We start from the raw sequence: 21,994 nt of genomic DNA on the forward strand, positions 1-21,994 counted from the left end.
GGGGCGATCCGTCCGATGAAGTCACGTCTGAGCCCCGGCGCGGCCTGGCTCAGCGCAGGGACACCGCGAGCTTTTCGAGCTCCCGCACGTCCGCGTCCATCCCGTCCTCGTCCGGCACGGCCAGCGCGATCGGCCGCCGCAGCGTTACCACCCCGGACCGGCGGGTCTCGAGCCCCGCCCGCAGCCGTTCGGCCAGCGGCAGCTCTTCGGGCGTCTCGGCGACGTACGGGCTGATCCGCACCAGCCCGTCCCGGCACTCGATCACGCGCCGGTAGTAGCGCCGGTGGACACCCCGAAGCGAGAACGCGTCACGGCGCGACGGCACGCGGTGCAGGGCGTCCTCGGGGAACGACTGGTGCAGCAACATCCACAGTGGAGCGAGTCGGTGGTACGCGCGCAGGTGCCGCAACCACAGGCGGGTCGCGGCGAACCGCATCGCCGCGATCGGGTAGATCACGCCGACCACGCAGAGCAGCACGCCCGGCAGCAGGAACCACACGGCGGTGGTCAGCAGCCAGCGGGGGAGCGGTTCACCGAAGTAGCGGGAGACGTTGGAGGACACGAAGATCGCGTCGGCCGGCACCAGCAGCGCGAGCCCGGTCGAGGTGATCAGCAGGCCGCGCCGCAACCGGGGTTCGGCGCCGCGCGCGTAGCGCCGGGCCCACACGAACATCGTCGCGAAGCCGTAGAGCAGGTAGCCGTTGCCCAGCGCGTAGAACACCGTGATCGCGAGGACCCCGGTCGGGCCTCCGCCGAGCGAGTTCGGCACGCGCGCCGCCGCCACGCGGAGGTCGTCCGGGATCGAGAGCACCGCCCACGTCATGGCGCTGATGCACAGGGCCAAGGGCACGAGCTGGAGCAACGCCTGGCGCTGCGCGCGGAGGTCGTCCAGCGCGGAGAAGATGAAGAAGCAGATCAGGCCGTACACGCCGATCTGCAGCATCGAGTGCTGGATCAGCTGGCAGACCATCGGGTCGAGCCCGAGCAACCACCGCCCGCCCGACGCCGCCCGCCCGAACGGGTAGCCGACCGCCCAGCCCGCCACCAGCGCCGTCACCGACCGCAGGCGCGGGTCGCGAGGACGGCGCACCAGCAGGTACAGCACCACGGCGAGTGCGGAGAACGCGACGATGCCCTGCGTCTCCTTCAGGTACTCCACCTACAACCACCCCAGGCGGTCCGCGAGCGAGGACGACATGCGGCGCGCGGGCCCCTCCGACGCGCGGGGCGCCACCGCGTCCAGCACCGACGCCCACTCCAGGATGATCGTCGCGACCGTCTCGGCCTCGCGCTCGTGCTCCGAGTCGTAGGACGTGCGCCGCAGCGCCCGCCGCACCGCGTCCGGTTCCAGGTCGGGGTAGAGGCCCGTGAGCAGGTCGTCGTCCTGCTCGTCGCTCGTGTGACCGGCCAGCAGGTGGCCGAGCTCGTGCAGGATGATGTGGTTCTGGTGCGCCTTCGACGTCTCCTGCTGGTACAGGATGTAGTCGGCCTTGGCGGTCGCGATCCACACCCCGTACGGGCCGGGCACCGGGATCGGGTGCGCGATCAGCCGGATCGGCCTGCCGCGCTGGTCACCGACGCGGCGGCAGAGCTCGGAGACGTCGAGCGGGGGCTGGATGTCCAGCTCGTTCAGCAGACGGCGGCACCGCCTGCGCAACTCTCGTTCGGCCACGGGTCACCCCTCGCCGCGTTCGGCCTGTTCCTGCCGGTAGACGACGTCGAGCAGCTCCATGACCAGGCGGCGGCGGTCCGGTGACAGCTCCCCCGCGCGCATCGCCATGAGCTGCGCGTCGCTGCCCGAGGCGATCTCGTGCAGGCGCGACTGCTCGTCCTGCAACGACTTCAGCTGCTCGTCGACGCGGTCGGTGACCTCGTCGTCGAAGAAGTAGCTCACGGGCACACCGAAGAAGCCTGCCAGTGCCTGCAGGTGCTTGAACGTCGGGTTGTCCTTCTTGGCCTTGCGCAGCTGCCAGATGTAGCTCTGGGAGATGGTCACGCCGGTGTCGGCGATGGCCGCGGCCACCTGTTCGTTGCTGAACTCCTGGCCGGTGCGGGACGTGTACCGGGCGAAGAGGTGGTTGAGCCTGTCGGCAAGGGAACGGTGCCCCGCCATCGCCGCCTCCCCAGGTCGCGCGCCGTGAAAGTCTCCACCCACGGAAAGAGCCATCCGAGTGAGTGGATTTTCGCCAGTTGAAAGCCCTCCAACGCCCAACATAGACTCCGCCCGTCCCTGTCTCAACTTCGGAGGATCTGGGAGATGGCGCTTGCTGAACGACAGGGGTCGTTTCACCGCTCGGTGATCGACGTCGTCTACAAGACCATGGACCAGCTCGCCCAGACCGAGGCGCCCCACGAGGTCTTCGCGCTGCGCGAGCGGCTTCGTGACGCCCTGCCCTGGTGGCGAGGGCTGCTGCGGATGCACGAGCCGAACGAGCGGCATCGGTGCAGGTCGTGTCGTGCCTGGTACGGGCGGCATCGCGCGTGGCCCTGCCCGGTGTGGCGGGACGCGGTGCAGGCGCTGCACCAGCTCAACGACATGTACGGGTTCCTCGGGGCTCCGCACGTGGACAGCCCGGTTCCCGGCGAGCGGGTGGTCGTGAGCGGTTCCGGCCGCCTCGACGACCGGAACCGCCCGCGGTCCTCACCTAACCGATCTTGAAGCTCTGCGCGGCGGAGCCGTTGCAGGTCGCCTGGACGAGCTGCACGCCGTCGTTCGCACTGGCCGGAGCGCTGAGGCACTTGCCGGAGTGGCGTGCGGTCAGCGTCGAGTAGCCGTCCGAACCGGTCGTGACCCGCCACTGCTGGTTGGTGCCGCCGCCGAAGTCCCACAGGTGGATGCCGGCGTTGTCGGCGCTGGACACGTTGCTCACGTCCAGCACCTTGGCGGGGTCGTTGCGGTACTCGACGCGGGAGTAGCCGTCGGTCGTCGCCACCGCGCGGAAGTTCTGCGCCGTGGTGCCGTTGCACGAGTACTGCTGGATGACGGTGCCGTTGCTCAGGCCCGCGGCGGCGGCGTCGACGCACTTGCCGTTGCCGCGGTTGACGACCGTCTTCCACTCACCCTGTGGCGGCGGGGTGCCGCCACCGCCCAGCCACAGCAGGCTGTCGATGAGGAAGTTGTTCTGCGTCTGGCTCGCGAACGTGGACGACAGCGGCTTGTTCGCCGCGTAGTCCATGGCGTTGTGGCCGAAGTTCGCGTAGATCATCTTGTAGTTCTTGTTCGTCCACATGATCGGGTAGTAGCCGCTGCGCCACTGCTGGTTCGGGTCGGTGCCGAGCGGGAAGCTCGACGGGTCGACGCTCGCCAGGACCTGGATGTTCGGGTTCTGGCGCAGGTCGCGGTCCCAGCTGTACCACTCGCTGACGGCCGAGGTGAACCTCTCCGGCAGCCGCAGCGTCGACGGGTGGCCGCGAGTCTCCACCTTCAGCACCGCCGTGGTCGGGCCCCACGTGTTGCTGACGAAGTTTCCCTTGGCCAGGAACGTGTTGTGGTACCACGACCACTCGTTCGCGTTCTGGGTGAACGCGCTGACGTGGAAGCCGAAGAACCCGCCGCCCGCCTCGACGTAGCGCTGGAAGCCGGCGCGTGCCGCGGACCCGGTGGGCGCGTCGTCGAGGAAGACCACGACCTGTGCCTGGGCCGGGGTGAGGGTGTTGAGCCGGTTCCAGTCGGTGGTCGACTCGTAGGTGAAGCCGTTCTCCTGGCCCGCGCGGGTGAGCCACGGGTTCGCCTCTTTGACGAAGGCGATGTGCGCCGCGTCCCAGGTGCCGTTGTAGAACGCCAGCACCTTGAACGGTGCCGCTTGTGCCGTGTTCGATGCCGAGAGAGAAACCGGGACGAGTGTGGCGGCGAGCATTGCCAGTAACGCCAACAGTTTTCGTGCCATCGGGTACACACCTTCGTGTAGCAGGGGTTGCGCGCCCGAAGATCATCGTAGAGAAGGTCTAGACCTGTTGGGGACCGGGACGTTCACAGAATTCTTTTGCGCCACAACATGAACCCGCCGAGCACGGCGAGCCCGCCCAGTGCGGCGACCACGGCCGCCATGCCGAACCTCGTTGTGTCCGAAGGAGGTTGTTCGGCACTCGACGCAACGGGAACGGGCCGGGGGACGCTCGACCCCGGCGCGGACGGCTTCGTCGACGGCGCCGAGGACCGGCTCGCCGAGGTGGTGGGAGGCGCGGCCTTCACCGGTGGCGCGGCGGGTGCCTGCTGGACCACCGGCGGCTTGACCGCTGCCGCGATCTCCACGTCCGTGCACGAGTAGTAGGTGTCGGGCGTGTCCGTGTTCTGCCAGACCGTGTAGATCAGGTGACGGCCGGTGCGGTCCTCGGGCAGCTGCACCTTGAACTCGTAGGAGCCGTTGACGAGCGGGGGAGAGGGCACGGTGAGGAACTGGTCGAGGTCCGCCCACCGCAGCGGCTGGTTCGGCGTGTAGCCGTCGCGCGTGACGTAGAAGCGGAACGAACCCTGGTGCGGGATCGTCGCCTTGTAGATGAATCCGGTGCTCTTGAGCTTCGTCGCGGGCCACTCGGCGCTCGGCGCGTCCAGTCCGGCGTACTTCGCCAGGCCCGCGCTGCACAACCGGCCGTCCGGGACCTTCGCGACGTCCTGCCCGCGCACGTTCGGGAGCCGGATGTTGTCCCACTCCTTGGACGGCAACCCCGCCGCGATGGCGCTGCGGCACGGCGAGGATGATGCTGTGGGCTGACCAGGTGAACACAGGAAAGCCCTGCTCGCGGGGTCGGTGGGCGCGCCATGGGCGTGCGCGGGGACCGCGGAGAGCAACATGAGCAGCGATAGCACGCCCACAAGGCGAAACACGGGCACCGCCCCCTTCCTTCTAGGGGTACGCGTGCCAGACCCAAGTCGTTCACGGAAGATGTATTGACATGTCCTTCGCTGATGAGGTGTCCGCGGCCGCAGCCCGGCTCGGTGGAGTCGCCCGCACCACGCCGCTCGAGGTGAACCAGCGGCTGTCCGAGCGGACCGGCGCCCGCGTGTGGTTCAAGCGCGAGGACCTCCAGGTCGGCCGCTCCTACAAGCTGCGCGGAGCGTTCAACCTGCTCTGCCAGACCGAGTTCGCGTTCGGCGGCGCGGTCTGCGCGTCGGCCGGCAACCACGGCCAGGGCATGGCCTACGCCTGCCGCCGCCTGGGCATCGAGGGCCGCGTGCACGTTCCGCGGACCACCCCGCGCCAGAAGCGCGACCGCATCCACGCCCTGGGCCAGGGCATGGTGCAGCTGGTCGTCGACGGCGACACCTACGACGACGCGGCCGCGCTGGCCAAGGAGTACGCCGCGTCGACGGGCGCGACCCTGGTTCCGGCGTTCGACGACCCGCGCACCGTCGCGGGCCAGGGCACCGTGGGCCTGGAGATCGTCCAGCAGCTCGGCGGCGCCCCCGACGTGGTCGTGGTCCCGATCGGCGGCGGAGGCCTGCTCTCCGGCGTCGGCACGTGGTTCAAGGAACGCTTCCCGCGCACCCGGATCATCGGCGTCGAGCCGGCAGGTGCCGCTTCGATGATCGCCGCCATCCAGGCGGGCGGCCCCGTGACGCTGCCCGAGGTGGACTCGTTCGTCGACGGAGCAGCGGTCCGCCGCGCCGGCGACGTGACGTTCCCGATGGTGCGCGACAGCGGCGCCGAGCTCCTGACCGTCTCCGAGGGCGCGGTCTGCACGGAGATGCTGGAGCTGTACCAGATCGACGGCATCATCGCGGAGCCCGCGGGAGCACTCGCGTCCGCGGCGCTGCTGGAGGAGATCTCCGTCGCGCCCGACTCCACCGTCGTCTGCCTGCTGTCCGGCGGCAACAACGACGTGTCGCGCTACGCCGAGATCGTCGAGCGGTCGATGATCCACCGCGGCCTGAAGCACTGGTTCCTGGTGGAGTTCCCGCAGGAGCCCGGTGCGCTGCGGCGGTTCCTCGACGACGTGCTGGGCAAGGACGACGACATCGTGCAGTTCGAGTACATGAAGCGGGACAACCGGGAGACCGGGGCCGCGCTGGTGTGCATCGAGCTGGGGCGGCGTGAGGACTACGACCTGCTGTGGGGGCGGATGAAGGAGTCTCCGCTGAAGATCCAGCACGTGGAGCCGGGGTCGACGGCGTACCGCTTCCTGATCTAGGCGGTGTCAGCGGGCCGGGGCGAGTCCGCGGGGGCGTGCCGGGCACCCCGTTCGCGGAATGCCCGGCACCTAGCGGGAACTACGGCCTCGGGGGCGGGCACACCTTCCACGCGAAGTGGTAGGTCGTCTCGATGGACCCGTCCGTCGAGTCCATCGCGATGAAGCTCGTGAGCTTCTTGTCGGACGTGCCGGCCATGACCCGCAGCTCCGTGTTGATGTTGAAGTTCCGCTTCTCACCACACGGGTGGTAGACGATGGCGGCCACGTCGGTCGTGTCCGTCGCCTGCCAGTCGTCGCTGAACGGGCCCTTGTAGTTGTGCTGCTTGTACTCCGTCTGCGACATGCCCTGGAAGTAGTAGTTCGCCTTCTCCAGGGCCGTGGCGCCGCGTTCGAGGTGCGCGAAGCCGCGGTAGTCGGTCGACGAGATGCCGTAGGTGAAGCCGGACGGCACGTTGACGCGCAGGTTCAGCTGGCAGTTCTTGCGGAAGTCGGTGGGCAGGGCCTGCGGGCCTACCTGCGCCATGAACTCGCTGTACGTGACGGTGAACGCCTTGTTGTCCGGGCTGACGGCCACGGCGGCCGTTCCCGCCCGGCAGCCAGAGCCGTTGATGGTCACGACGTCGATGGTGATGTGGTCGGGCGGGGGAGTGTCGCCGGGGGCGCCGCCGGGCGGGATGACGATCGTCGACATCGCGAACACGGCCGCAGCCAGTGTGTTGAGCATCGGGCACCTTTCCGTCGGGGTTGTTCAACGAAATGAACGGGCGGCGGCGGTCGGTGCCTGGGTCAGCAGCGCTTCCAGGAGAACTGGTACTTCGTGCTCACGCTGCTGTCCGTGGAATCCATCGTCATGAAGCTGTTCGCCTTCGACGCTGTTCCCGCGTTCACGCGCAGTTCTGTGTTGATGTTCAGGTGCCGGACTTCTCCGCAGGGCGCGTAGATGATTTCCGCGACCGTCGCGCGGTCGGTCGCCTGCCAGTTGTCGCTCTTCGGGCCGGCGAACGTGTGGCTGCGGCTCGCGCCCTGCGACATGCCCTGGAAGTAGTAGTTCCCCTTCTCGGTGCCGGTCGCGCCCTGCTGCAGGTTCGCGAACCCGCGGTAGTCGGCCTGGGCGATGCCGAACGTGAAGCCCTGCGGGTAGCTCACTCTGATGTTGAGCTGGCAGTTCTTGCGGAAGTCGGTGGGGCCGGAGCCCTGTCCGGCCTGCGCGAGGTACTGGCTGTACGTGACCGTGAACGCCGTGCGGTCGTCCGCGGCCGCGACGGCCGCGGTGCCGGCGGGACAGCCGGAACCGTTCACGGTGACGACGTCGATCGTCACGAAGTCGGGAACGTCGGGTGCTGCGTGGGCGGCCGGCGCGGTCAGGACCGCGGACAGCGCGAGGGCAGCAGCCGCCACCTTTTTCAGCATGGCCAGCCTTTCTGTTCATGACTGCGGGTAGCGGCGGCGGAATTCAGACGATATCGGAAACTCTGTGTGGTGATGGGCCGCCGAATGGGTGACTGAATTCGTTGGGGGTGTTCGCGTGAATGCGCGACTAATTGCACGGCCGAAATTTTCGGACGTGCGCGAACTATGCTGACTCACCGTTAGGGGAATTGACCTGACGATTGCCTGACGATCCCGGCGGCACCCTGGGAAGAAGCGCCCCTCGCCGGGTGTTGATACTGGCGACACAGTCCAACCCCGACGAGGAGTGCGCCCTGATGGCTCCCGACCAGCTGACCGTCTACTCGACCTCGTGGTGCGGCTACTGCCGCATCCTGAAGAGCTCGCTCGACCGCGAAGGCATCGAGTACGTCGAGATCAACATCGAGGAGACGCCGGGCGCGGCCGACTTCGTGATGGAGGTGAACGGCGGCAACCGCACGGTGCCCACCGTCCACTTCCCGAACGGGGCCGCGCTCACCAACCCGTCGCTGGCGCAGGTCAAGGAGCAGCTCGCGGCCTGAGTGCTCAGGCCCCGGAGTCCGGCACCCCGGCGCAGCCGGGCAGTTCGACGCCGTTGAGCGCGCGGTCCACCAGCGCCGTCAACGCGTCCATGCCGGGCTCCGGGGCGTGCACGGCGCCCGGCAGGCTGCTCTCCGCGTGCGCGCGGCCGATCTTCTGGTCGGCCTCGACGAACGAGCGCAAGCGCGTCTCGTGACCCGCGAACCCGTCAGCGGGGTCCCAGCCGGCGGCGGCCAGTCCACCTGCCGGCAGGTAGGCGCCGACCGGGGCGAGTCCCGTGCCCTGGCCGGACATCGGCGACGGGCGCAACGCGGCGTCGCCGATCAGCCCGGCCCGCCCGCGGCGGAGCGTCTGGACTCCTTCTCCTGGTACTCGAGGAACCAGCGGTCCAGCCCGAACTCGTTGGGCACGCTGCTGAAGGCCGGCACGAGCCCGCGGTGGCGGAGGTAGCGCTCCCGCGGCCCGAAGACCGTCCCGTGCAACGCCGAGTGCAGCCCGTCGGCCCCGACCACCAGGTCGAAGCGCCGCCGGTCGCCGCCCGCGATGCTCGCTCCCGCCACCAGCACCCTGACACCGCTCACCGCGGCCTCCCCTCCCGGCCCGGACGACCGTCCGGAGTGTGCGGAGGCATGCGACCTCGCGGGCGCTTCGGCGCGAAGGTCTAGGGCTCGTAGAGGAATGCCGTGGTCGACTGGCCGTCGAGCATCTCGCGGATGATGTCCGCGTGGCCCGCGTGCTGTGCGGTCTCCCGGATGAGGTGCAGCGCGATCCGCCGGATCGACATGGGCTGCGGATTCTCGTCCCAGGGCGCGGAGGGCAGCGGGACGAGCTTGTCGAGCGAGGCGGCGCGCAGGGCCTCATCGGTCCGGCGCACCGCCTCGTCGTACGACGCGAGCAGTTCCTCGAAGTCCGTTCCCGTCCAGGTGTACTGGTCGAAGTCCAGCATGCCGGGCGGGGGGAGGGGCTGCTCGGTCAGGATGTGCGTCCAGCCGCGCTCACACCAGGTGAGGTGCTTGAGCAACCCACCCAGCGTGAGCTCGCTGACCGTCGTGCGCTTCACCGCGTCGGCCGGGGTCAGACCCCGCACGGTGACACGAAAGGTCCTGCGCTGGTCGTTCAGTTCGTGCAGCAGATCGGTGAGCTCCATGGTCATGCAGTGAAGCTATGGCCGAACTAGGACCGCTCAAGTCCTAGTCAGGACAACCACTAGCAGTAGAGGTTGCCGCCGGGGGTCACGCCGATGGTGCCGGTGACCCGGTTGTAGTTGTTGACGCGGCTCTGGACCTGCGCGGGGTTGCGGCCGTCGCACTCCAGGGAACCGTTGATGCTGCGGATGGTCTGGCCGAATCCGGCACCGTTGACCATCGCGTCGTGCGCGGTCATCGAGCCGGGACCGCGCTGCGTCATCCAGTACCAGATCGCCGTCCGCCACGCGGTCGTGGAGTTCTGCGCCACCTGGTACGGGTTCTGCAACAGGTTCAGGTTCAGGTAGTCACCGGCGGCCTTGTAGTTGAAGTTCCACGACAGCTGGATCGGACCGCGGCCGTAGTAGGCGTAGGTGCCGGCCGGGCAGCCGTAGGGCTGGCTCTCGTCGCAGAGGTCGTTGTTCTTGTTGATCTCTTCGATGTAGACGAAGTTGCCGGTCTCGTGCGCGGTGTTCGCGAGGAACGCCGCGACTTCCTGCTTCTTCACCGTGTCGCTGCCGGACGTGCCGAACGCCGGGATGGTGCGTGCCGCGTCGACGAAGCCCTGGTAGGTGTAGAAACTGTTGCGACCGGAGAACAAGCTGTTGAACTGGGACTCGCTGATGGGGAAGCCGGTGCCCGGTTCTCCGCCACCGCCGCAGTTGTGCGGCTCCCAGTACCAGGTGGAGATGATCGGGTCGTAGCCCGGGTTCTCGTTCTTGGCGCGGTAGTACTGGCCGTTGGTGTACCTGACGATCGAACCGGCGGGGTACCACGTGCCCGCCGCCCAGTTCGGGGCGCCGGCGCAGGTGCCGCCGCCCGGGGTGCCGCCACCACAGTCCTGCGGCTCCCAGTACCAGGTGGAGATGACCGGGTCGTAGCCGGGGTTGTCGTGTTCGGCGGTGTAATACTTGCCGTCGGTGTACTTGACGGTGGTGCCGGCCGTGTACCACTGCCCGGCCACCCAGTTGTTGCCCGAACAGGCCTGTGCGGACACTTCGGCCTGTGATGAGGCGGTCGGCGCGATGACGGCCACGGTCGCCGCCATCGCCACCGCCGCCAGAGACGCCAGAATTCTTTTTCTCAGCAAGGTCACTCACTCCTGGAGTCTTGCGCCCGGAGGATCAGGTATGTGAACAACGCTGAGGTTGGCACCAATGGTCCAGACCAGTCAAGGGTCTAGACCTTTTTCTCTGTCTGGGTTATTCACGACTAGCAGTACAGGTTCGCTCCAGGCGCGACGCCGAGGATCGAGGTGAACTGCCGGTACTTCGAGACGCGGCTCTCCACGGTCCCGGGGTTCTTCCCGTCGCACTCCAGGGAACCGTTGATGCTGCGGATGGTCTGGCCGAAACCGCGCTTGTTGACCATCGCGTTGTGCGGGGTCATGGTGCCGGGGCCGCTCTGCGTCATCCAGTACCAGAGGCCGGTGCGCCACGCGACGGTCGCGTCACGGGCCACGCGTCCGGGGTCGTTCAGCAGGTTGATGCCTAGGGCGTCGCCCGCCGCCTTGTAGTTGAAGTTCCAGGAGAGCTGGATCGGGCCGCGGCCGTAGTACTGCTTGACACCGGCGGGGCAGCCGTAGGGCTGGCGCTCGTCGCAGTAGTCGCCGGTCTTGTTGATCTCCTCGATGTACCTGAGGGCGCCGGTCTCGTGCGAGACGTTGGCGAGGAACGCCGCGAGTTCCTGTCCCTTCACCGTGTTGTCGCCCGAGTTCGCGAACGTCCCGAACGTCGCCATCGCGTTCTTCAGGCCGGTGTAGGTGTAGAAGCTGTTGCGGGGCGGCGACGGGAACATCTGGTTGAACTGCGCCTGGGTGAACGGAAACGGCGCTGCCGTCGCCGGCTGAACGAGCGTGAAGACGCCGATCAGCGCGACGATCAGGGCGGCGGCGCGGGTCCTGAACATGGGACCAACTCCTCGGAGTGTCAGGGCGGCCACTGCGTGTTACCGCTCTCACGGTGGCAGGCAAGGCACTCCGAGCACAAGAGGTGGTCTATACCTTTTAGATACGTGAACCGGTTCGTCAGGAACCGGAACCGTAGGGGCGGGTGATGATCTCCAGCGCGTGGCCGTCCGGGTCGTTCCAGTAGACGCCCCGGCCGCCGTCGTTGCGGTTGATCTGCTGGGGCTGGGAGTGGAACGGGTCGGCCCAGTAGTCCAGGCCGCGCTCCTGGATGCGGCCGAAGATCTCGTCGAACTCCTCCTCGGACACCAGGAACGCGTAGTGCTGCTCGGTGATCGGGCCCTGCGCGGTCATGTAGTCGAGGGACACGCCGTTCGCGACCTCGACGACGAGGAACGGGCCGTAGCGCACGGGATCCGGCAGGCCGAGCAGCTCGGTCAGGAAGCGCGCGGAGTGGTTCTGGTCGGAGACGTGGACGATGGTGTGGTTGAGCTGTACGGGCATGTTTCCTGCTTACCCTCGTGTCAGCGAGTTGTCAGCGCGAACGGTGATGATCACCCGCATGAAGAGGGCACTCATCGGAATCGCGTTCGTGCTGCTCGGTTTCGACTTTCCCGGTGTGGCCACCGCGGAGACCGTGCCCGGATGCGTGAGCGCCGCGCAGATCGGCTCGACCGGGTACGTCAAGTGGCGTGGCAACAACATCGCGTCGGTGAAGCAGTTCGCGGGGTGCGGTGCGAACTACTCCTACGTCTACGTCTGGGAGAGCTTCCGCGCCACCGGCCGTTACTGGGGCACGCAGACGGCGATCGCCGTGTACGGCAGCGCCGGCGACGGCACACCGGACACCTGCAAGGGCGGGAACAGCAGCCAGTTCGCCCCCGTCGAGCTCTGGGGCAAGCCGGCTTCCACCCTGTCCCGGTGCACCGCCGCCTACGGCATGATCAGCGTCCAGCAGGACGACAACTTCACCGCGTTCTCCAGCAAGCGCTGCTAACCCCTGATGGAGAACACCGGCCACGTGCCGGTGTGGTTGGTCTTGCGGGTCTCGTAGTCGATCGTGCCGGCGATCAGGTCGCTCGGCCGGTTCTCCACGAAGTTCGCGTAGAACGTCGTGTCGGCGCCGGCCGAGTACGGCACCGCCAGGTCGTGCTTCGTCGTGACCGCGCCACCCGGCGTCCACGACTTCACGAGCAACCGCCTGCGATCCTTGCCGGCGTAGGAGAAGTCGACGCCGTTGCCGGTCGCCACCAGGTCCTTGAACAACGACGTCGACGTGTCGACCGTCGTGGAGGTCCAGGTGCCGGCGGCGAACCGCGCGAGCACGATCTTGTTGCTGGTGCTGGTGTGCACGCCGTAGCCCAGCACGAGCGAGCCGTCGTTCAACGGCACCGTCACCGGGTTCTCCTCCGGCAGCGCCTTGTCCGCGGGCAGGTCCGCCGGGTTCGTCGTGACGACGCGGGCCTTGTCGGTGTCACCCGAGTCGATCACCGTGCCGAGCGACGCGCCGCCGACCGTGAACAGGTTTCCGGACGCCGTGTCGAAGTAGGCGGCGTAGATGTTCTTGCCGCCGCCGTTGTGGCCCTTGGGGCCGCCGTGCAGCGACCAGGTCAGGTAGATGCGGCCGTTGCGGTGCGTCACGCCGAACGCGTACACCTCGGCGTACCTGTCGGCCGTGCGGCCGGAGTCGATGATCGTGCGCGGCGCGGACCACGTCCTGCCGTCGTCCGTCGACTTGATCACCTTGTACGTGCGGTACGGGTACGACAGGTCCGTGTTGTGGCTGTAGAACAGGTGGATCGTGCTTCCGGTGACGATCGGCTCGGGGTAGGTGTTCCTGTCCGTGCTGATCGTCCGCGCGGTCCACGTGCCCGTGATCGAACGTGGTGTGGGCGCGGTGTAGAGCTGCATCGACGCCGTGTGCGTGGCGCGGAAGACCGCCAGCCTGCCGTCGCCGAGCTGCGTGAGCACCGGGTAGTCGTGGTAGGCGTTGTCGTGCGTCAGGTTCAGCGTGGCGACCTTGACGGCCGCCGACCACGTGTTCGCGGCGTGGTCGAACGCCTTGACGTAGATGTCGTGCCGGGTCCCCGAGTACGTCACGAACGTCTTGTTCACCGTCGCGTCGTACACGCCCGCGCCGTTGGTGCGCAGGCACCCGTAGACGCTCGCTGTGGTGACGGCGTCGAGAGCAGGTGCGGCCTGGGCCGGTTGACAAAATGCGACAAGAATCAGCAACACCGCTGCAAAAACGCGCATCGCCGACCTCCGATGGGTGTCGGGGCGGCGACGTTCGGACAATACTGCCTTCCATGCGGACACTGGTTGTAGTCGGACTGTTACTAGGGTTAACAGTTCCTGCGCAAGCGGCTCAGGCGGACGAGGACCCCTCGTCCCTGGTGAACCCCTTCGTGGGTACGCAGAACTTCGGCAACACCTTCCCGGGCGCCTCGGTGCCGTTCGGGATGGTGCAGGTCAGCCCTGACACGGGAGGTCAGGGCGGGTACGACTACAAGGCCACCTCCCTCTACGGCTTCTCGCAGACGCACCTGTCCGGTGTGGGCTGCGGCGTCATGGGCGAGCTGCCGGTCATGCCTACGGTCGGGTCTGTCGACAACGTTGACATCAACGCCTACAAGTCGGACTTCAGCCATTCGGACGAGGCGGCGCAGCCCGGCTACTACCGGGTCGGGCTTCCGAAGTACGGGGTGAACGCCGAGCTGACGGCCACCCAGCGCACCGGGTGGCAGCGCTACACGTTCCCGTCCTCGGGCGCGGCCAACGTCCTGTTCAACACCGGTCGGTCGAACCAGACGGTGCTGGACTCGGAGATCCACGTCGTCGGGGACAGAACCATCGAGGGCCGGGTGCGCAACGGCCGGTTCTGCGCGGGCAAGGACGAGCACACCGTGTACTTCACGGCGACGTTCGACCGCCCGTTCGCCTCCTTCGGCGCGTGGCGGGGGAGCGTTCCCACGCCGGGTGTCCGGGACGCCGCCGGCACGGGCGGGAACGGTGCCTGGGTCACGTTCGACGCGACCGCCGACCGCGACGTCGTGCTGAAGCTCGGCCTGTCGTACACCGGCATCGAGGGCGCGCGGAAGAACCTCGCGGCGGAGGCTCCCGCCCACGACTTCGACGCCACGGTGGCGGCCGCGAAGGAGGTGTGGAGGAAGCAGCTCGACGCCGTGCGCGTGTCCGGCGGGCCGCGGGACCGGCAGGTCGCGTTCTACACCGCGCTCTACCACTCGGTGCTGCACCCGAACCTCGCCGGCGACGTCGACGGCAGGTACATGGGCTTCGACGGGAAGGTGCGCACGGCCTCGGGCTACACGCCGTACCAGAACTTCTCCTTGTGGGACACGTATCGGCCGCAGAACCAGTTGCTCCAGATCCTCGAACCCGAGGTCGCCCGCGACGTCGCACTGTCCGTTGTGGCCAGTGGACGGGACGGCGGATGGCTGCCGCGCTGGGCTCTGGCGTCGTCCGAGACCAACATCATGACCGGCGACCCGGTGACGCCCTTCCTCGTCGAGGCCTGGTCCAAGGGGCTGCTGAAGGGCTACGAGGAGGAGACGTACGGGCTGCTGCGCGCCAACGCCACGTCGCTGCCTCCCGCCGAGTCGCCCTACAACGGACGCTCCGGCGTCACCTACTACAACGAACGCGGCTACATCCCGTCCGGCCTGGAGCTGGGCAAGGACTGCGCTCACAAGGGCGGCGACAACGACTGCGTGCACCCGGCGTCCGCGACGCTGGAGTACTCGGCGGCCGACGCGTCGCTCGCGTTGATGGCCAAGGGCCTCGGCAAGAAGGCCGACGCGCGGATGTTCGCCGACCGCGGCCAGTGGTACCGCAACCTGTGGGACTCCTCGATCGGCCAGTTCCGGCCGCGCACCGCCGCCGGCACGTGGCTCGCGCCGTACAACCCGGTGGACGCGTCGCACCAGTTCCACGAGGGCGGCGCCTACCAGTACCAGTGGCTCGTGCCGCAGGACCCGGCCGGGCTGGTGTCGCTGATGGGCGGCCGCAAGGAGACGGAGAAGCGGCTCGACTCGTTCTTCGTCTACGACAAGTTGCTGCTCGACCCGGCCGGCACCGCCAAGCGCGACTGGATCACCGAGCCGTACGACTACTACGGCAAGCCCACCTACAACCCGAACAACGAACCCGACCTGCTCGCGCCGTACATGTACCTGTGGTCGGGCACGCCGTCGAAGACCGCGACGGTCGTGCGGGCGGCGATGACGTTGTTCACCACCGGTCCGGACGGCATGACCGGCAACGACGACCTGGGCACGATGTCGGCCTGGTACGTCTTCTCGTCGCTGGGCATCTACCCGACGTTCAACGGCGCGGACTTCCTCGCCCTGTCCTCACCGCAGTTCGAGTCCGCGACCGTCCGAATCGGACAGCACGGCTCGCAGGGCGGCACGCTGACCGTGTCGGCGAAGGGTGTGTCGGACACCAACCGGTACATCAAGAACGTGTCCTTCGGCGGCCGTGACGTCCGCAAGACCTGGCTGTCGTGGTCTTCGTTGCAGCGCGGCGGAAAGCTGACGCACGAGGTGTCGTCGAAGCCGTCGTCGTGGGGCACCGGGCGCGGGGACGAGCCGCCGTCGCTGAACGACGGCGACGAGGACTCGCGCCGCGCGCTCTCGGCGTCGTTGCGCAGCACCGAGATCGTGCTGCCGACCTCGGAGTCCGCGCAGTCGCTGACGGTGCAGCTCGACGTGCTGGCGCAGGCGCCCGGTGCCACGTCGGTGCGGCCCGTCGTCACCGCGCCCGCCGGGTGGAAGGTGAGTGGCGCCAAGCCGTTCGTGATCGTGTCGAGGCACCTGCCGACGCAGAGGACGGTGCCGCTGACGTTCACGGTGCCCGCGGGTGTGGCGCCTGGCTCGTACGAGGTCGCCGTGCAGGTCGAGTCGGTGTCGCTCAAGGCGGTGGTCGAGGTCAAGCCCGCTGCCCTGTGCGCGCTGTCGACGTGTTCGGTGGACGTGACGCCGGAGCTCAACCACGACGGCACGGCCACGGTCGCGGACTCCGCCTCGGGCGACTTCGACGGCGGCGGCTGGAGCTACGACGCGTCGCTGCTGCCGCCCGCGGGGCCCGTGACGTGGGGCGGCATCACCTACCAGGCGCCCGACCCCACCGGCACGAAGCCGAACTTCGTGGAGGCGCACGGGCAGGGGCTCCTGCTGCCCACCGGCCAGTACTCCTGGCTGCACGTCGTGGGCTCGTCGCACAACGGACCGGTGTCGGCCGGCTTCACCGTCTGGTACACCGACGGCACCTCGGCCGAGGTCTCGGCGTCCATCGCGGACTGGGCGGGTGGCGGCCCGACCGTGCTGGAGATGCCGCACCGCATCAAGGCGGGGCAGGGCGTCGACGGGCCGCCGGTCCGGTTGTTCGGTCAGTCGCTGAGGCTGGACGCGACCAAGACGGTCCGTTCGGTCACGCTGCCTGACGATCCGCGGGTGGAGCTGTACGCACTGACGCTGGCGTGACCAGCGCTGGTCGGGGTGCCCCCTTGATGAACTTCTCGGCGGGCACCTCGACCAGCCGGTACAGCAGCCAGGCCGCGACCATCGACACGACGAACATCCCCAGCGCCGCGAGCAGCGGGAACGCGTGCACGTCGAGGAACTTCTCGCTCACCCGGATGACGATCTGGTGGACCATGTAGAAGGCGAACGACACGGTGCCCAGCCACACCATCGGCTTCGAGCGCCACGGCGACCACTTGCCGGTGAGGTCGGCGACCGCGGCGGCCGGGATCAGCAGCGCCAGCGGGACGACCGTGCCCGCGACGTACGGGAACGACCCGGGCAGGTACCAGGACCCGATGTAGGCGGCCACGAAGAAGGCGCTCGCGGCCCACAGGTTCAGTCCGATCCACTTGCCCTGCTGGACCACTCGGGCCATCGCCATTCCCAATACGAACTCCAGTGCGCGCACCGGCGGGAAGACGAATACGAACCAGTATTCGATGTTGCCCGGCATCGTTGGTGCGATTGCAGGAATGGCGATGATCGCAATGGCCATTCCTGTTGCGACCAGCCACGGTGTGCGCATCTTCCACTTGACGAGCAAGGGGAACGCCAGGTAAAAGGCCAATTCGCACGACAGCGACCAGGCCGGCGTGTTCATGCTGAAGTAGACGCTCTCGCTGGGGAACCACGCCTGAAGCAGTGACAGGTTCGCAAGCGCCGTCACGGGCGTCACCGACACCGCGACCAGGACGACGAGCCAGGTCGCGACGTGGTTGGGGAAGATCTTCGCTGCTCGGCGCCGCCACGCGGTGGGCGCGGAGGTGCCAGGCCTGGCGGACCACGTGAGCACGAACCCGGACAGGATGAAGAAGAAACTCACTCCGGTCGCACCTTGACGGAAAGGCACGTCCAGATAGGGCCACAGGCCGGCCGCGTTGATGTGGAACCCGAACACGATGAACGCGGCGATGAATCTCATGCCGGTCAGTGAGGGTAATCGCCCCAGCTTCGCTTCCGCCCCATGGTTCTGCACGCCGGTGGATTCGTGCGGTACCCGGCCGTTGTTACAAATTCGGCGCGCGTGTGGAATAGGATCGTTCCCATGCAACGGCTCAAGAGCGGTGTGCGGTCGCAGGTCTGGGCGGACGGCGACCGGATCGTCAAGCAGGTGGTGGGGGACCAGGCCGCGTTCGAACGGGAGGTGACCGCGCTCGGGCTGGCCGCGCACACGGGCGTGGTGCCGCGGGTCCTCGACGTCGACCACGCCGAACGGACCGTGGTGCTCGAGAAGCTGCGCTCGGACCCGCCGCGCGAGGACTGGGTGGTCGACTACGCCCGCGGCCTCGCCCGGCTCCACATGGCCACCGGGCCGGAGCACGCCGGGTTGCTACCGCGTCAGGAGATCCCGGACCCCACCCCGTTCCTGCGGTTCGTGCGGGCGATGGAGGTGGAGATCGGCGGCGCCGAGGCCGAGCTCGTGTTCGAGGACACCGGGAAGTTCGACCTGTTGCACGGGGACCCGTGTGCCGGTAACGACATGTACACGCCGCAGGGCGCGAGGTTCGTCGACCTCGAAGGTGCCTCGCTCGGCGACGGGCTGGCCGAGGTCGTCTACCTCCGCATCGGCTTCCCGACCTGCGCGACCGTCACCGAGACTCCGCGGGCGCTGCGGGAGGCCGCCGAGCAGGCCTACTTCGAGGAGCGCGGCTTCACGGCCCCGCTCGAGGACGCGTGCGTGCGCTGGTTCGTGAACGGTGACGCGCTGGTGCAGCGCGCCGAGCGGGACGGCACCGACCACCTCGCCAGGGTCGTCGACGAGGACTGGTTCTGGTACAGCACCACGGCTCGCGGCCGGCTGATGTACCGGGCGCGCGTGGTGGCGACGTTCACCGAGACCCACCCCGAGACGAGTGCGCTGGCGCGGCGGCTGCTCGACCGGATGGGCGAGGTCTGGGAGCCGCAGCCGATCGGGACGATCCGCACGCACGTCTCATGACCAGGCGGACAGCCTCAGCTCCGAGGTGAACGACCGCTCCACACCCGACAGCGGGTCCACGAAGGACAGATCGCGCGCCAGCAGCTGCAGCGGTGCCGAGAAGTCGTCGAGCGGGCGGTCCCGCAGCACGGGGTAGAAGTCGTCGTTCACGATCGGCACCCCGAGCCCGGACATGTGCAGCCGCAGTTGGTGGGTGCGGCCGGTCACCGGCTTGAGGTGGTACCGGCCCAGGCCGTCGCGATGCTCCACGAGGGACACGTGCGTCTCGGCGTTCGGCTCGCCGTCGACCTCGAACGCGGTGATGATGCCGCGTTCCTTGATGATCCGCGACCGCACCACGCGCGGCAGTTCCAGTGCCGGGTCGTACGGCGCGATCGCCTCGTACTCCTTGCGCACCAACCGGTCGCGGAACATCGTCTGGTACTTGCCGCGCAGCTCGCGCCGCACCACGAAGAGCACGAGACCGGCCGTGACGCGGTCGAGCCTGTGTGCGGGGGAGAGGTCCGGCAGGCCCAGCGAGTCGCGGAGCCTCACCAGCGCGGTCTGCATGATGTGGGCGCCGCGCGGGATCGTCGCGAGGAAGTGCGGCTTGTCGGCCACCACGATGTCGTCGTCCTGGTGGACGACGCCCACCTCGAACGGCACCGGCACCTCGACGGGCAGGTCGCGGTGGAACCAGATGTAGGAGTCGGGCACGAACGGCGCGTCGGCGCCCAACGGCCCGGAGACACCCCAGATCCGTTCCTCGGCCAGCATCTCGTCGACGCGTTCGGCCGCTACACGCGGCAGCCGTTCCACGAGGTGGTCGCGCAACGACGACCAGTGGCCCTCGGAGGGCAGCTTCAACCGCGCCGCGTCCAGGCCGTGGCGCTGGGGGAGAGGGGAGGAGGGTTTGCGTCTCATCGCACCGGCCAGTCTAAATGTTCGGGAAAGCCGAACGATATCGCTCGAAAACATTCGCTGTACCGAAGGGACGCCGGAACCGAGACTGGGCTCATGTCGGTCTTCCTCGTACTCGGCTCGGTCATCTCACTGCAGTTCGGCGCGGCGTTCGCGAACCAGCTCTTCGGCCAGATCGGCGCGCCCGGCGCCACGGCCCTGAGGCTCGGCATCGCCGCGCTGATGCTGTGCGTGGTGGTCAGGCCGAAGTTCCGCCAGGAGACGCTCGTGCTCGGGATGACCATGGCCGGCATGAACGGCACCTTCTACCTGGCGCTCGACCGCATCCCGCTCGGCGTGGCGGTGACGATCGAGTTCCTCGGGCCGCTCGGGCTCGCGGCGGCGCTGAGCAGGCGGGCGCGGGACTTCGTGTGGGTCGGGCTGGCGCTCGCGGGTGTCGTGCTCCTCGGTGTCCACGAGTACACCGGCGCGGAGCTCGACCTGATCGGCGTGGCGCTCGCGCTGGTCGCGGCCGCCTTCTGGGCCTGCTACGTCCTCGCCGGGCGCGAGCTCGCGACGGCCGGGCTCGGCACCGGCGGTCTCGCGGGGGCGAGCCTGATCGCGGCGGCGCTCACGCTGCCGTACGGGCTCTCGACGGCCGGGGCCGCGTTGTTCGAGCCCAAGATGCTCCTGCTCGGCACCCTGGTGGCGCTGCTGGCGTCCGCCATCCCGTACACGCTGGAGATCCGTGCGCTGAAGACGTTGCAGGCCAGCACGTTCGGCGTGGTGCTCGCGCTCGAACCCGCCGCGGCCGCGCTCGCCGGTGCGCTGCTGCTCGGTCAGCACCTGGGCGTGATCTCGTTGTGCGGCATGGCACTCGTGATCACGGCGGGGGTCGGAGCGGCGCTACGGAGAGCGCCAGCGCCTCGCGAAACGCCCGCACAGCGGGATGCTGACCTCGTCCTGCCCGTGCCGCAGTGAACAGCAGCCGGGACATCGGCACCGGCAGTTCGTGCAGGTCGACGGTGATCTCGCGGTCGTACCAGACCAGGTCCGGGAGCAGCGCGACCGCGAGACCCCGTTCCACGAACCGCAGCTTCACCAGCACGTCCGTCGAGGAGAAGCGCACGTCCGGCTCGAAGCCGTTGTGGCGGCACCAGTTCACGTTGAAGATCCGCTGCGGGAAGCCTTCGGTCTCCATGATCCACGGGTGGGAGCCGATCTCGGCGACGGGGAGTCCACGTGGGACGGCGAGCCGGATCGGGTCCCGGCACAGTTCCCGGTACTCCAGGCCGGTGAACCGGGCCTCGGGCTGGTCCGGCCACTCCTCCACGAAGACGAGGTCGAAGTCCCTGGCGTTCAACGCGGAAAGCGCTTCCGCCGGGTCAAGCACCTGGAACTCGATCCGCAGCGACGGGTGCTCGTCCCTCATGCGCGCCAGCGTCGCCGGGATCAGCGCCAGCGCCGCCGTCTGGAACGTCGCGACCCGCAGCGTGCCGGTGATCTCGTGCAGCGACGCGGCCACCTCGGACTCGGCCTGGTCCAGACGGGCGAGGACCTCTTCGGTGTGCCGCACCAGAATTTCGGCCTGCGGGGTGAGCTTGACACGCCGGCCGACCGGTTCCAGCAGGGGCACCCCGACCTCGTTCTCCAGCAACGACAGCTGCTGCGACACCGACGAGGGGCTGTAGTTCAGCGCCTGCGCGACGGCCGCGAGCGTCCCCCTTCGGGAAAGTTCTCGCAGCAGTCGCAGACGATGGAGGTCGAACATCGGATCATTATCCGATACAGTCCCGTCACCGCCCCCTGGAAATGCGTGCTGTCCTCAGCACGTTTTGAGGAGGTATCGGGATGTCCAAACGACTCCGCATCGTCGCGGGGATCGCGATGGCGACCGGTCTGCTCGTGTCGGTCGCCCCGGCACAGGCCCAGGTTGAAACCGGTCCGTGGACCAGCTACTCCCCGTCGTTCACCGTCCAGGAACGCGGCTGCGGCACCGTCAGCAACCTGACTTTCCAACTCACCTGCTCCACCGCGAGCGGTGACCAGCGTGCCGAGCGGCGTTACGCCACTTACACCGGCGGCACGCGCCAGTTCGAAGGGAGCTTCCGGATCACGAGTCTCGGCGGCACCCGCATCAGTCTCAAGCAGACGTTCCGGGAGGCCCCCAGCGCGGGACCGTTCTGGATGCTCGCTGTGGAACGCGGCGGCCGGCTCTACGCCGTGCACGGGGGCGCGACCATCGCCACCGGCGCGACCGTGGGCACGACCGTCCGCGTGAACACCGTGCACAACACGGCCACGGAACACCGCACGTACATCAACGGCTCTCGTGCGCACACGTACGCGAGCAGCGGTACGAGTTTCTACGACAAGTTCGGCGCGTACCGGACGTCCAGCGGCCAGGGACCGGCGACGGTGACCTGGAGCAACGTGCGGTTCTGGCGCAAGTGAGCTGTCT

25 protein-coding genes are annotated in these 21,994 nt (G+C 68.3%); 8 read left to right on the forward strand and 17 right to left on the reverse strand.

The window, feature by feature from the left end:
* Window positions 1-49 precede the first annotated feature (49 nt).
* From ACWF7A_RS14045 to ACWF7A_RS14055, 3 genes are read right to left on the reverse strand one after another with little or no spacing between them, the layout of a single operon-like run.
* Window positions 50-1,159: an MAB_1171c family putative transporter gene (locus tag ACWF7A_RS14045; protein WP_452250838.1), complete on the reverse strand. Its 1,110-nt coding sequence runs from the start codon at window positions 1,157-1,159 to the stop codon at window positions 50-52.
* Window positions 1,160-1,672 carry a hypothetical protein gene (locus ACWF7A_RS14050; protein ID WP_452250839.1) on the reverse strand — a complete coding sequence of 171 codons (513 nt, stop codon included), beginning with the start codon at window positions 1,670-1,672 and terminating at the stop codon, window positions 1,160-1,162.
* 3 nt (window positions 1,673-1,675) lie between these two features.
* Window positions 1,676-2,113, reverse strand: coding sequence for a helix-turn-helix domain-containing protein (locus tag ACWF7A_RS14055; RefSeq protein WP_452250840.1), 438 nt, complete (start codon window positions 2,111-2,113; stop codon window positions 1,676-1,678).
* 144 nt (window positions 2,114-2,257) lie between these two features.
* Here ACWF7A_RS14055 and ACWF7A_RS14060 point away from each other — a divergent pair, with 144 nt between their 5' ends.
* On the forward strand, window positions 2,258-2,659 hold the full coding sequence (locus ACWF7A_RS14060) for a hypothetical protein (RefSeq protein WP_452250841.1): 402 nt from the start codon (window positions 2,258-2,260) through the stop codon (window positions 2,657-2,659).
* On the opposite strand, the gene ACWF7A_RS14065 is transcribed toward ACWF7A_RS14060, so the two are convergent.
* Entirely contained in the window at window positions 2,646-3,887 is a 1,242-nt protein-coding gene (locus tag ACWF7A_RS14065; RefSeq protein ID WP_452250842.1) for a ThuA domain-containing protein, read from the reverse strand. The two genes, ACWF7A_RS14060 and ACWF7A_RS14065, sit on opposite strands and share 14 nt — an antisense overlap.
* Window positions 3,888-3,970: 83 nt before the next feature.
* Window positions 3,971-4,807, reverse strand: coding sequence for a lytic polysaccharide monooxygenase auxiliary activity family 9 protein (locus ACWF7A_RS14070; RefSeq protein ID WP_452250843.1), 837 nt, complete (start codon window positions 4,805-4,807; stop codon window positions 3,971-3,973).
* Window positions 4,808-4,893: 86 nt separating this feature from the next.
* Here ACWF7A_RS14070 and ilvA point away from each other — a divergent pair, with 86 nt between their 5' ends.
* Window positions 4,894-6,129 (forward strand): threonine ammonia-lyase IlvA, encoded by a 1,236-nt coding sequence (gene ilvA, locus ACWF7A_RS14075; protein ID WP_452250844.1) that lies wholly within the window; start codon window positions 4,894-4,896, stop codon window positions 6,127-6,129.
* A 79-nt stretch (window positions 6,130-6,208) separates the two neighbouring features.
* On the opposite strand, the gene ACWF7A_RS14080 is transcribed toward ilvA, so the two are convergent.
* Window positions 6,209-6,853, reverse strand: coding sequence for a DUF4360 domain-containing protein (locus ACWF7A_RS14080; RefSeq protein ID WP_452250845.1), 645 nt, complete (start codon window positions 6,851-6,853; stop codon window positions 6,209-6,211).
* A 62-nt stretch (window positions 6,854-6,915) separates the two neighbouring features.
* Window positions 6,916-7,539, reverse strand: coding sequence for a DUF4360 domain-containing protein (locus tag ACWF7A_RS14085; protein ID WP_452250846.1), 624 nt, complete (start codon window positions 7,537-7,539; stop codon window positions 6,916-6,918).
* 296 nt (window positions 7,540-7,835) lie between these two features.
* Between ACWF7A_RS14085 and ACWF7A_RS14090 the strand changes: the two genes are divergently transcribed.
* Window positions 7,836-8,081, forward strand: coding sequence for a mycoredoxin (locus ACWF7A_RS14090; protein ID WP_090069138.1), 246 nt, complete (start codon window positions 7,836-7,838; stop codon window positions 8,079-8,081).
* Window positions 8,082-8,085: 4 nt separating this feature from the next.
* On the opposite strand, the gene ACWF7A_RS14095 is transcribed toward ACWF7A_RS14090, so the two are convergent.
* From ACWF7A_RS14095 to ACWF7A_RS14120, 6 genes are all read right to left on the reverse strand, one after another.
* A complete protein-coding gene (locus ACWF7A_RS14095) occupies window positions 8,086-8,388 on the reverse strand; it encodes a hypothetical protein (RefSeq protein WP_452250847.1) in 303 nt (100 codons plus the stop codon).
* A 14-nt stretch (window positions 8,389-8,402) separates the two neighbouring features.
* The gene (locus tag ACWF7A_RS14100) at window positions 8,403-8,660 is read right to left on the reverse strand and encodes a hypothetical protein (RefSeq protein WP_452250848.1); all 258 of its coding nucleotides are present in this window, start codon (window positions 8,658-8,660) and stop codon (window positions 8,403-8,405) included.
* 80 nt (window positions 8,661-8,740) lie between these two features.
* On the reverse strand, window positions 8,741-9,232 hold the full coding sequence (locus ACWF7A_RS14105) for a DinB family protein (protein ID WP_452250849.1): 492 nt from the start codon (window positions 9,230-9,232) through the stop codon (window positions 8,741-8,743).
* A 53-nt stretch (window positions 9,233-9,285) separates the two neighbouring features.
* A complete protein-coding gene (locus ACWF7A_RS14110) occupies window positions 9,286-10,353 on the reverse strand; it encodes a glycoside hydrolase family 19 protein (RefSeq protein WP_452251149.1) in 1,068 nt (355 codons plus the stop codon).
* 122 nt (window positions 10,354-10,475) lie between these two features.
* Window positions 10,476-11,171, reverse strand: coding sequence for a chitinase (locus ACWF7A_RS14115; protein ID WP_452250850.1), 696 nt, complete (start codon window positions 11,169-11,171; stop codon window positions 10,476-10,478).
* 118 nt (window positions 11,172-11,289) lie between these two features.
* Window positions 11,290-11,673: a VOC family protein gene (locus tag ACWF7A_RS14120; RefSeq protein ID WP_452250851.1), complete on the reverse strand. Its 384-nt coding sequence runs from the start codon at window positions 11,671-11,673 to the stop codon at window positions 11,290-11,292.
* Window positions 11,674-11,731: 58 nt separating this feature from the next.
* On the opposite strand from ACWF7A_RS14120, the gene ACWF7A_RS14125 reads away from it, so the two are divergent.
* Entirely contained in the window at window positions 11,732-12,166 is a 435-nt protein-coding gene (locus tag ACWF7A_RS14125) for a hypothetical protein (RefSeq protein WP_452250852.1), read from the forward strand.
* Here the strand turns inward: ACWF7A_RS14125 and ACWF7A_RS14130 are convergent.
* Window positions 12,163-13,425 (reverse strand): BNR-4 repeat-containing protein, encoded by a 1,263-nt coding sequence (locus ACWF7A_RS14130; RefSeq protein WP_452250853.1) that lies wholly within the window; start codon window positions 13,423-13,425, stop codon window positions 12,163-12,165. The two genes, ACWF7A_RS14125 and ACWF7A_RS14130, sit on opposite strands and share 4 nt — an antisense overlap.
* On the opposite strand from ACWF7A_RS14130, the gene ACWF7A_RS14135 reads away from it, so the two are divergent.
* Window positions 13,386-16,673, forward strand: coding sequence for a GH92 family glycosyl hydrolase (locus ACWF7A_RS14135; RefSeq protein WP_452250854.1), 3,288 nt, complete (start codon window positions 13,386-13,388; stop codon window positions 16,671-16,673). The genes ACWF7A_RS14130 and ACWF7A_RS14135 overlap by 40 nt on opposite strands.
* On the opposite strand, the gene ACWF7A_RS14140 is transcribed toward ACWF7A_RS14135, so the two are convergent.
* Window positions 16,621-17,691: an acyltransferase family protein gene (locus ACWF7A_RS14140; RefSeq protein WP_452250855.1), complete on the reverse strand. Its 1,071-nt coding sequence runs from the start codon at window positions 17,689-17,691 to the stop codon at window positions 16,621-16,623. The two genes, ACWF7A_RS14135 and ACWF7A_RS14140, sit on opposite strands and share 53 nt — an antisense overlap.
* Before the next feature lie 69 nt (window positions 17,692-17,760).
* On the opposite strand from ACWF7A_RS14140, the gene ACWF7A_RS14145 reads away from it, so the two are divergent.
* Window positions 17,761-18,654: a hypothetical protein gene (locus ACWF7A_RS14145; protein ID WP_452250856.1), complete on the forward strand. Its 894-nt coding sequence runs from the start codon at window positions 17,761-17,763 to the stop codon at window positions 18,652-18,654.
* Here ACWF7A_RS14145 and ACWF7A_RS14150 read toward each other — a convergent pair.
* A complete protein-coding gene (locus ACWF7A_RS14150) occupies window positions 18,649-19,557 on the reverse strand; it encodes an RluA family pseudouridine synthase (protein ID WP_452250857.1) in 909 nt (302 codons plus the stop codon). The genes ACWF7A_RS14145 and ACWF7A_RS14150 overlap by 6 nt on opposite strands.
* A 93-nt stretch (window positions 19,558-19,650) precedes the next feature.
* Here ACWF7A_RS14150 and ACWF7A_RS14155 point away from each other — a divergent pair, with 93 nt between their 5' ends.
* Window positions 19,651-20,514 (forward strand): EamA family transporter, encoded by an 864-nt coding sequence (locus tag ACWF7A_RS14155; RefSeq protein WP_452250858.1) that lies wholly within the window; start codon window positions 19,651-19,653, stop codon window positions 20,512-20,514.
* On the opposite strand, the gene ACWF7A_RS14160 is transcribed toward ACWF7A_RS14155, so the two are convergent.
* Window positions 20,417-21,304 (reverse strand): LysR family transcriptional regulator, encoded by an 888-nt coding sequence (locus ACWF7A_RS14160; protein ID WP_452250859.1) that lies wholly within the window; start codon window positions 21,302-21,304, stop codon window positions 20,417-20,419. The two genes, ACWF7A_RS14155 and ACWF7A_RS14160, sit on opposite strands and share 98 nt — an antisense overlap.
* Before the next feature lie 80 nt (window positions 21,305-21,384).
* On the opposite strand from ACWF7A_RS14160, the gene ACWF7A_RS14165 reads away from it, so the two are divergent.
* On the forward strand, window positions 21,385-21,987 hold the full coding sequence (locus ACWF7A_RS14165) for a hypothetical protein (RefSeq protein ID WP_452250860.1): 603 nt from the start codon (window positions 21,385-21,387) through the stop codon (window positions 21,985-21,987).
* The last annotated feature ends 7 nt before the right edge of the window (window positions 21,988-21,994 follow it).

This window comes from Lentzea sp. NPDC055074 (genome assembly GCF_053608005.1).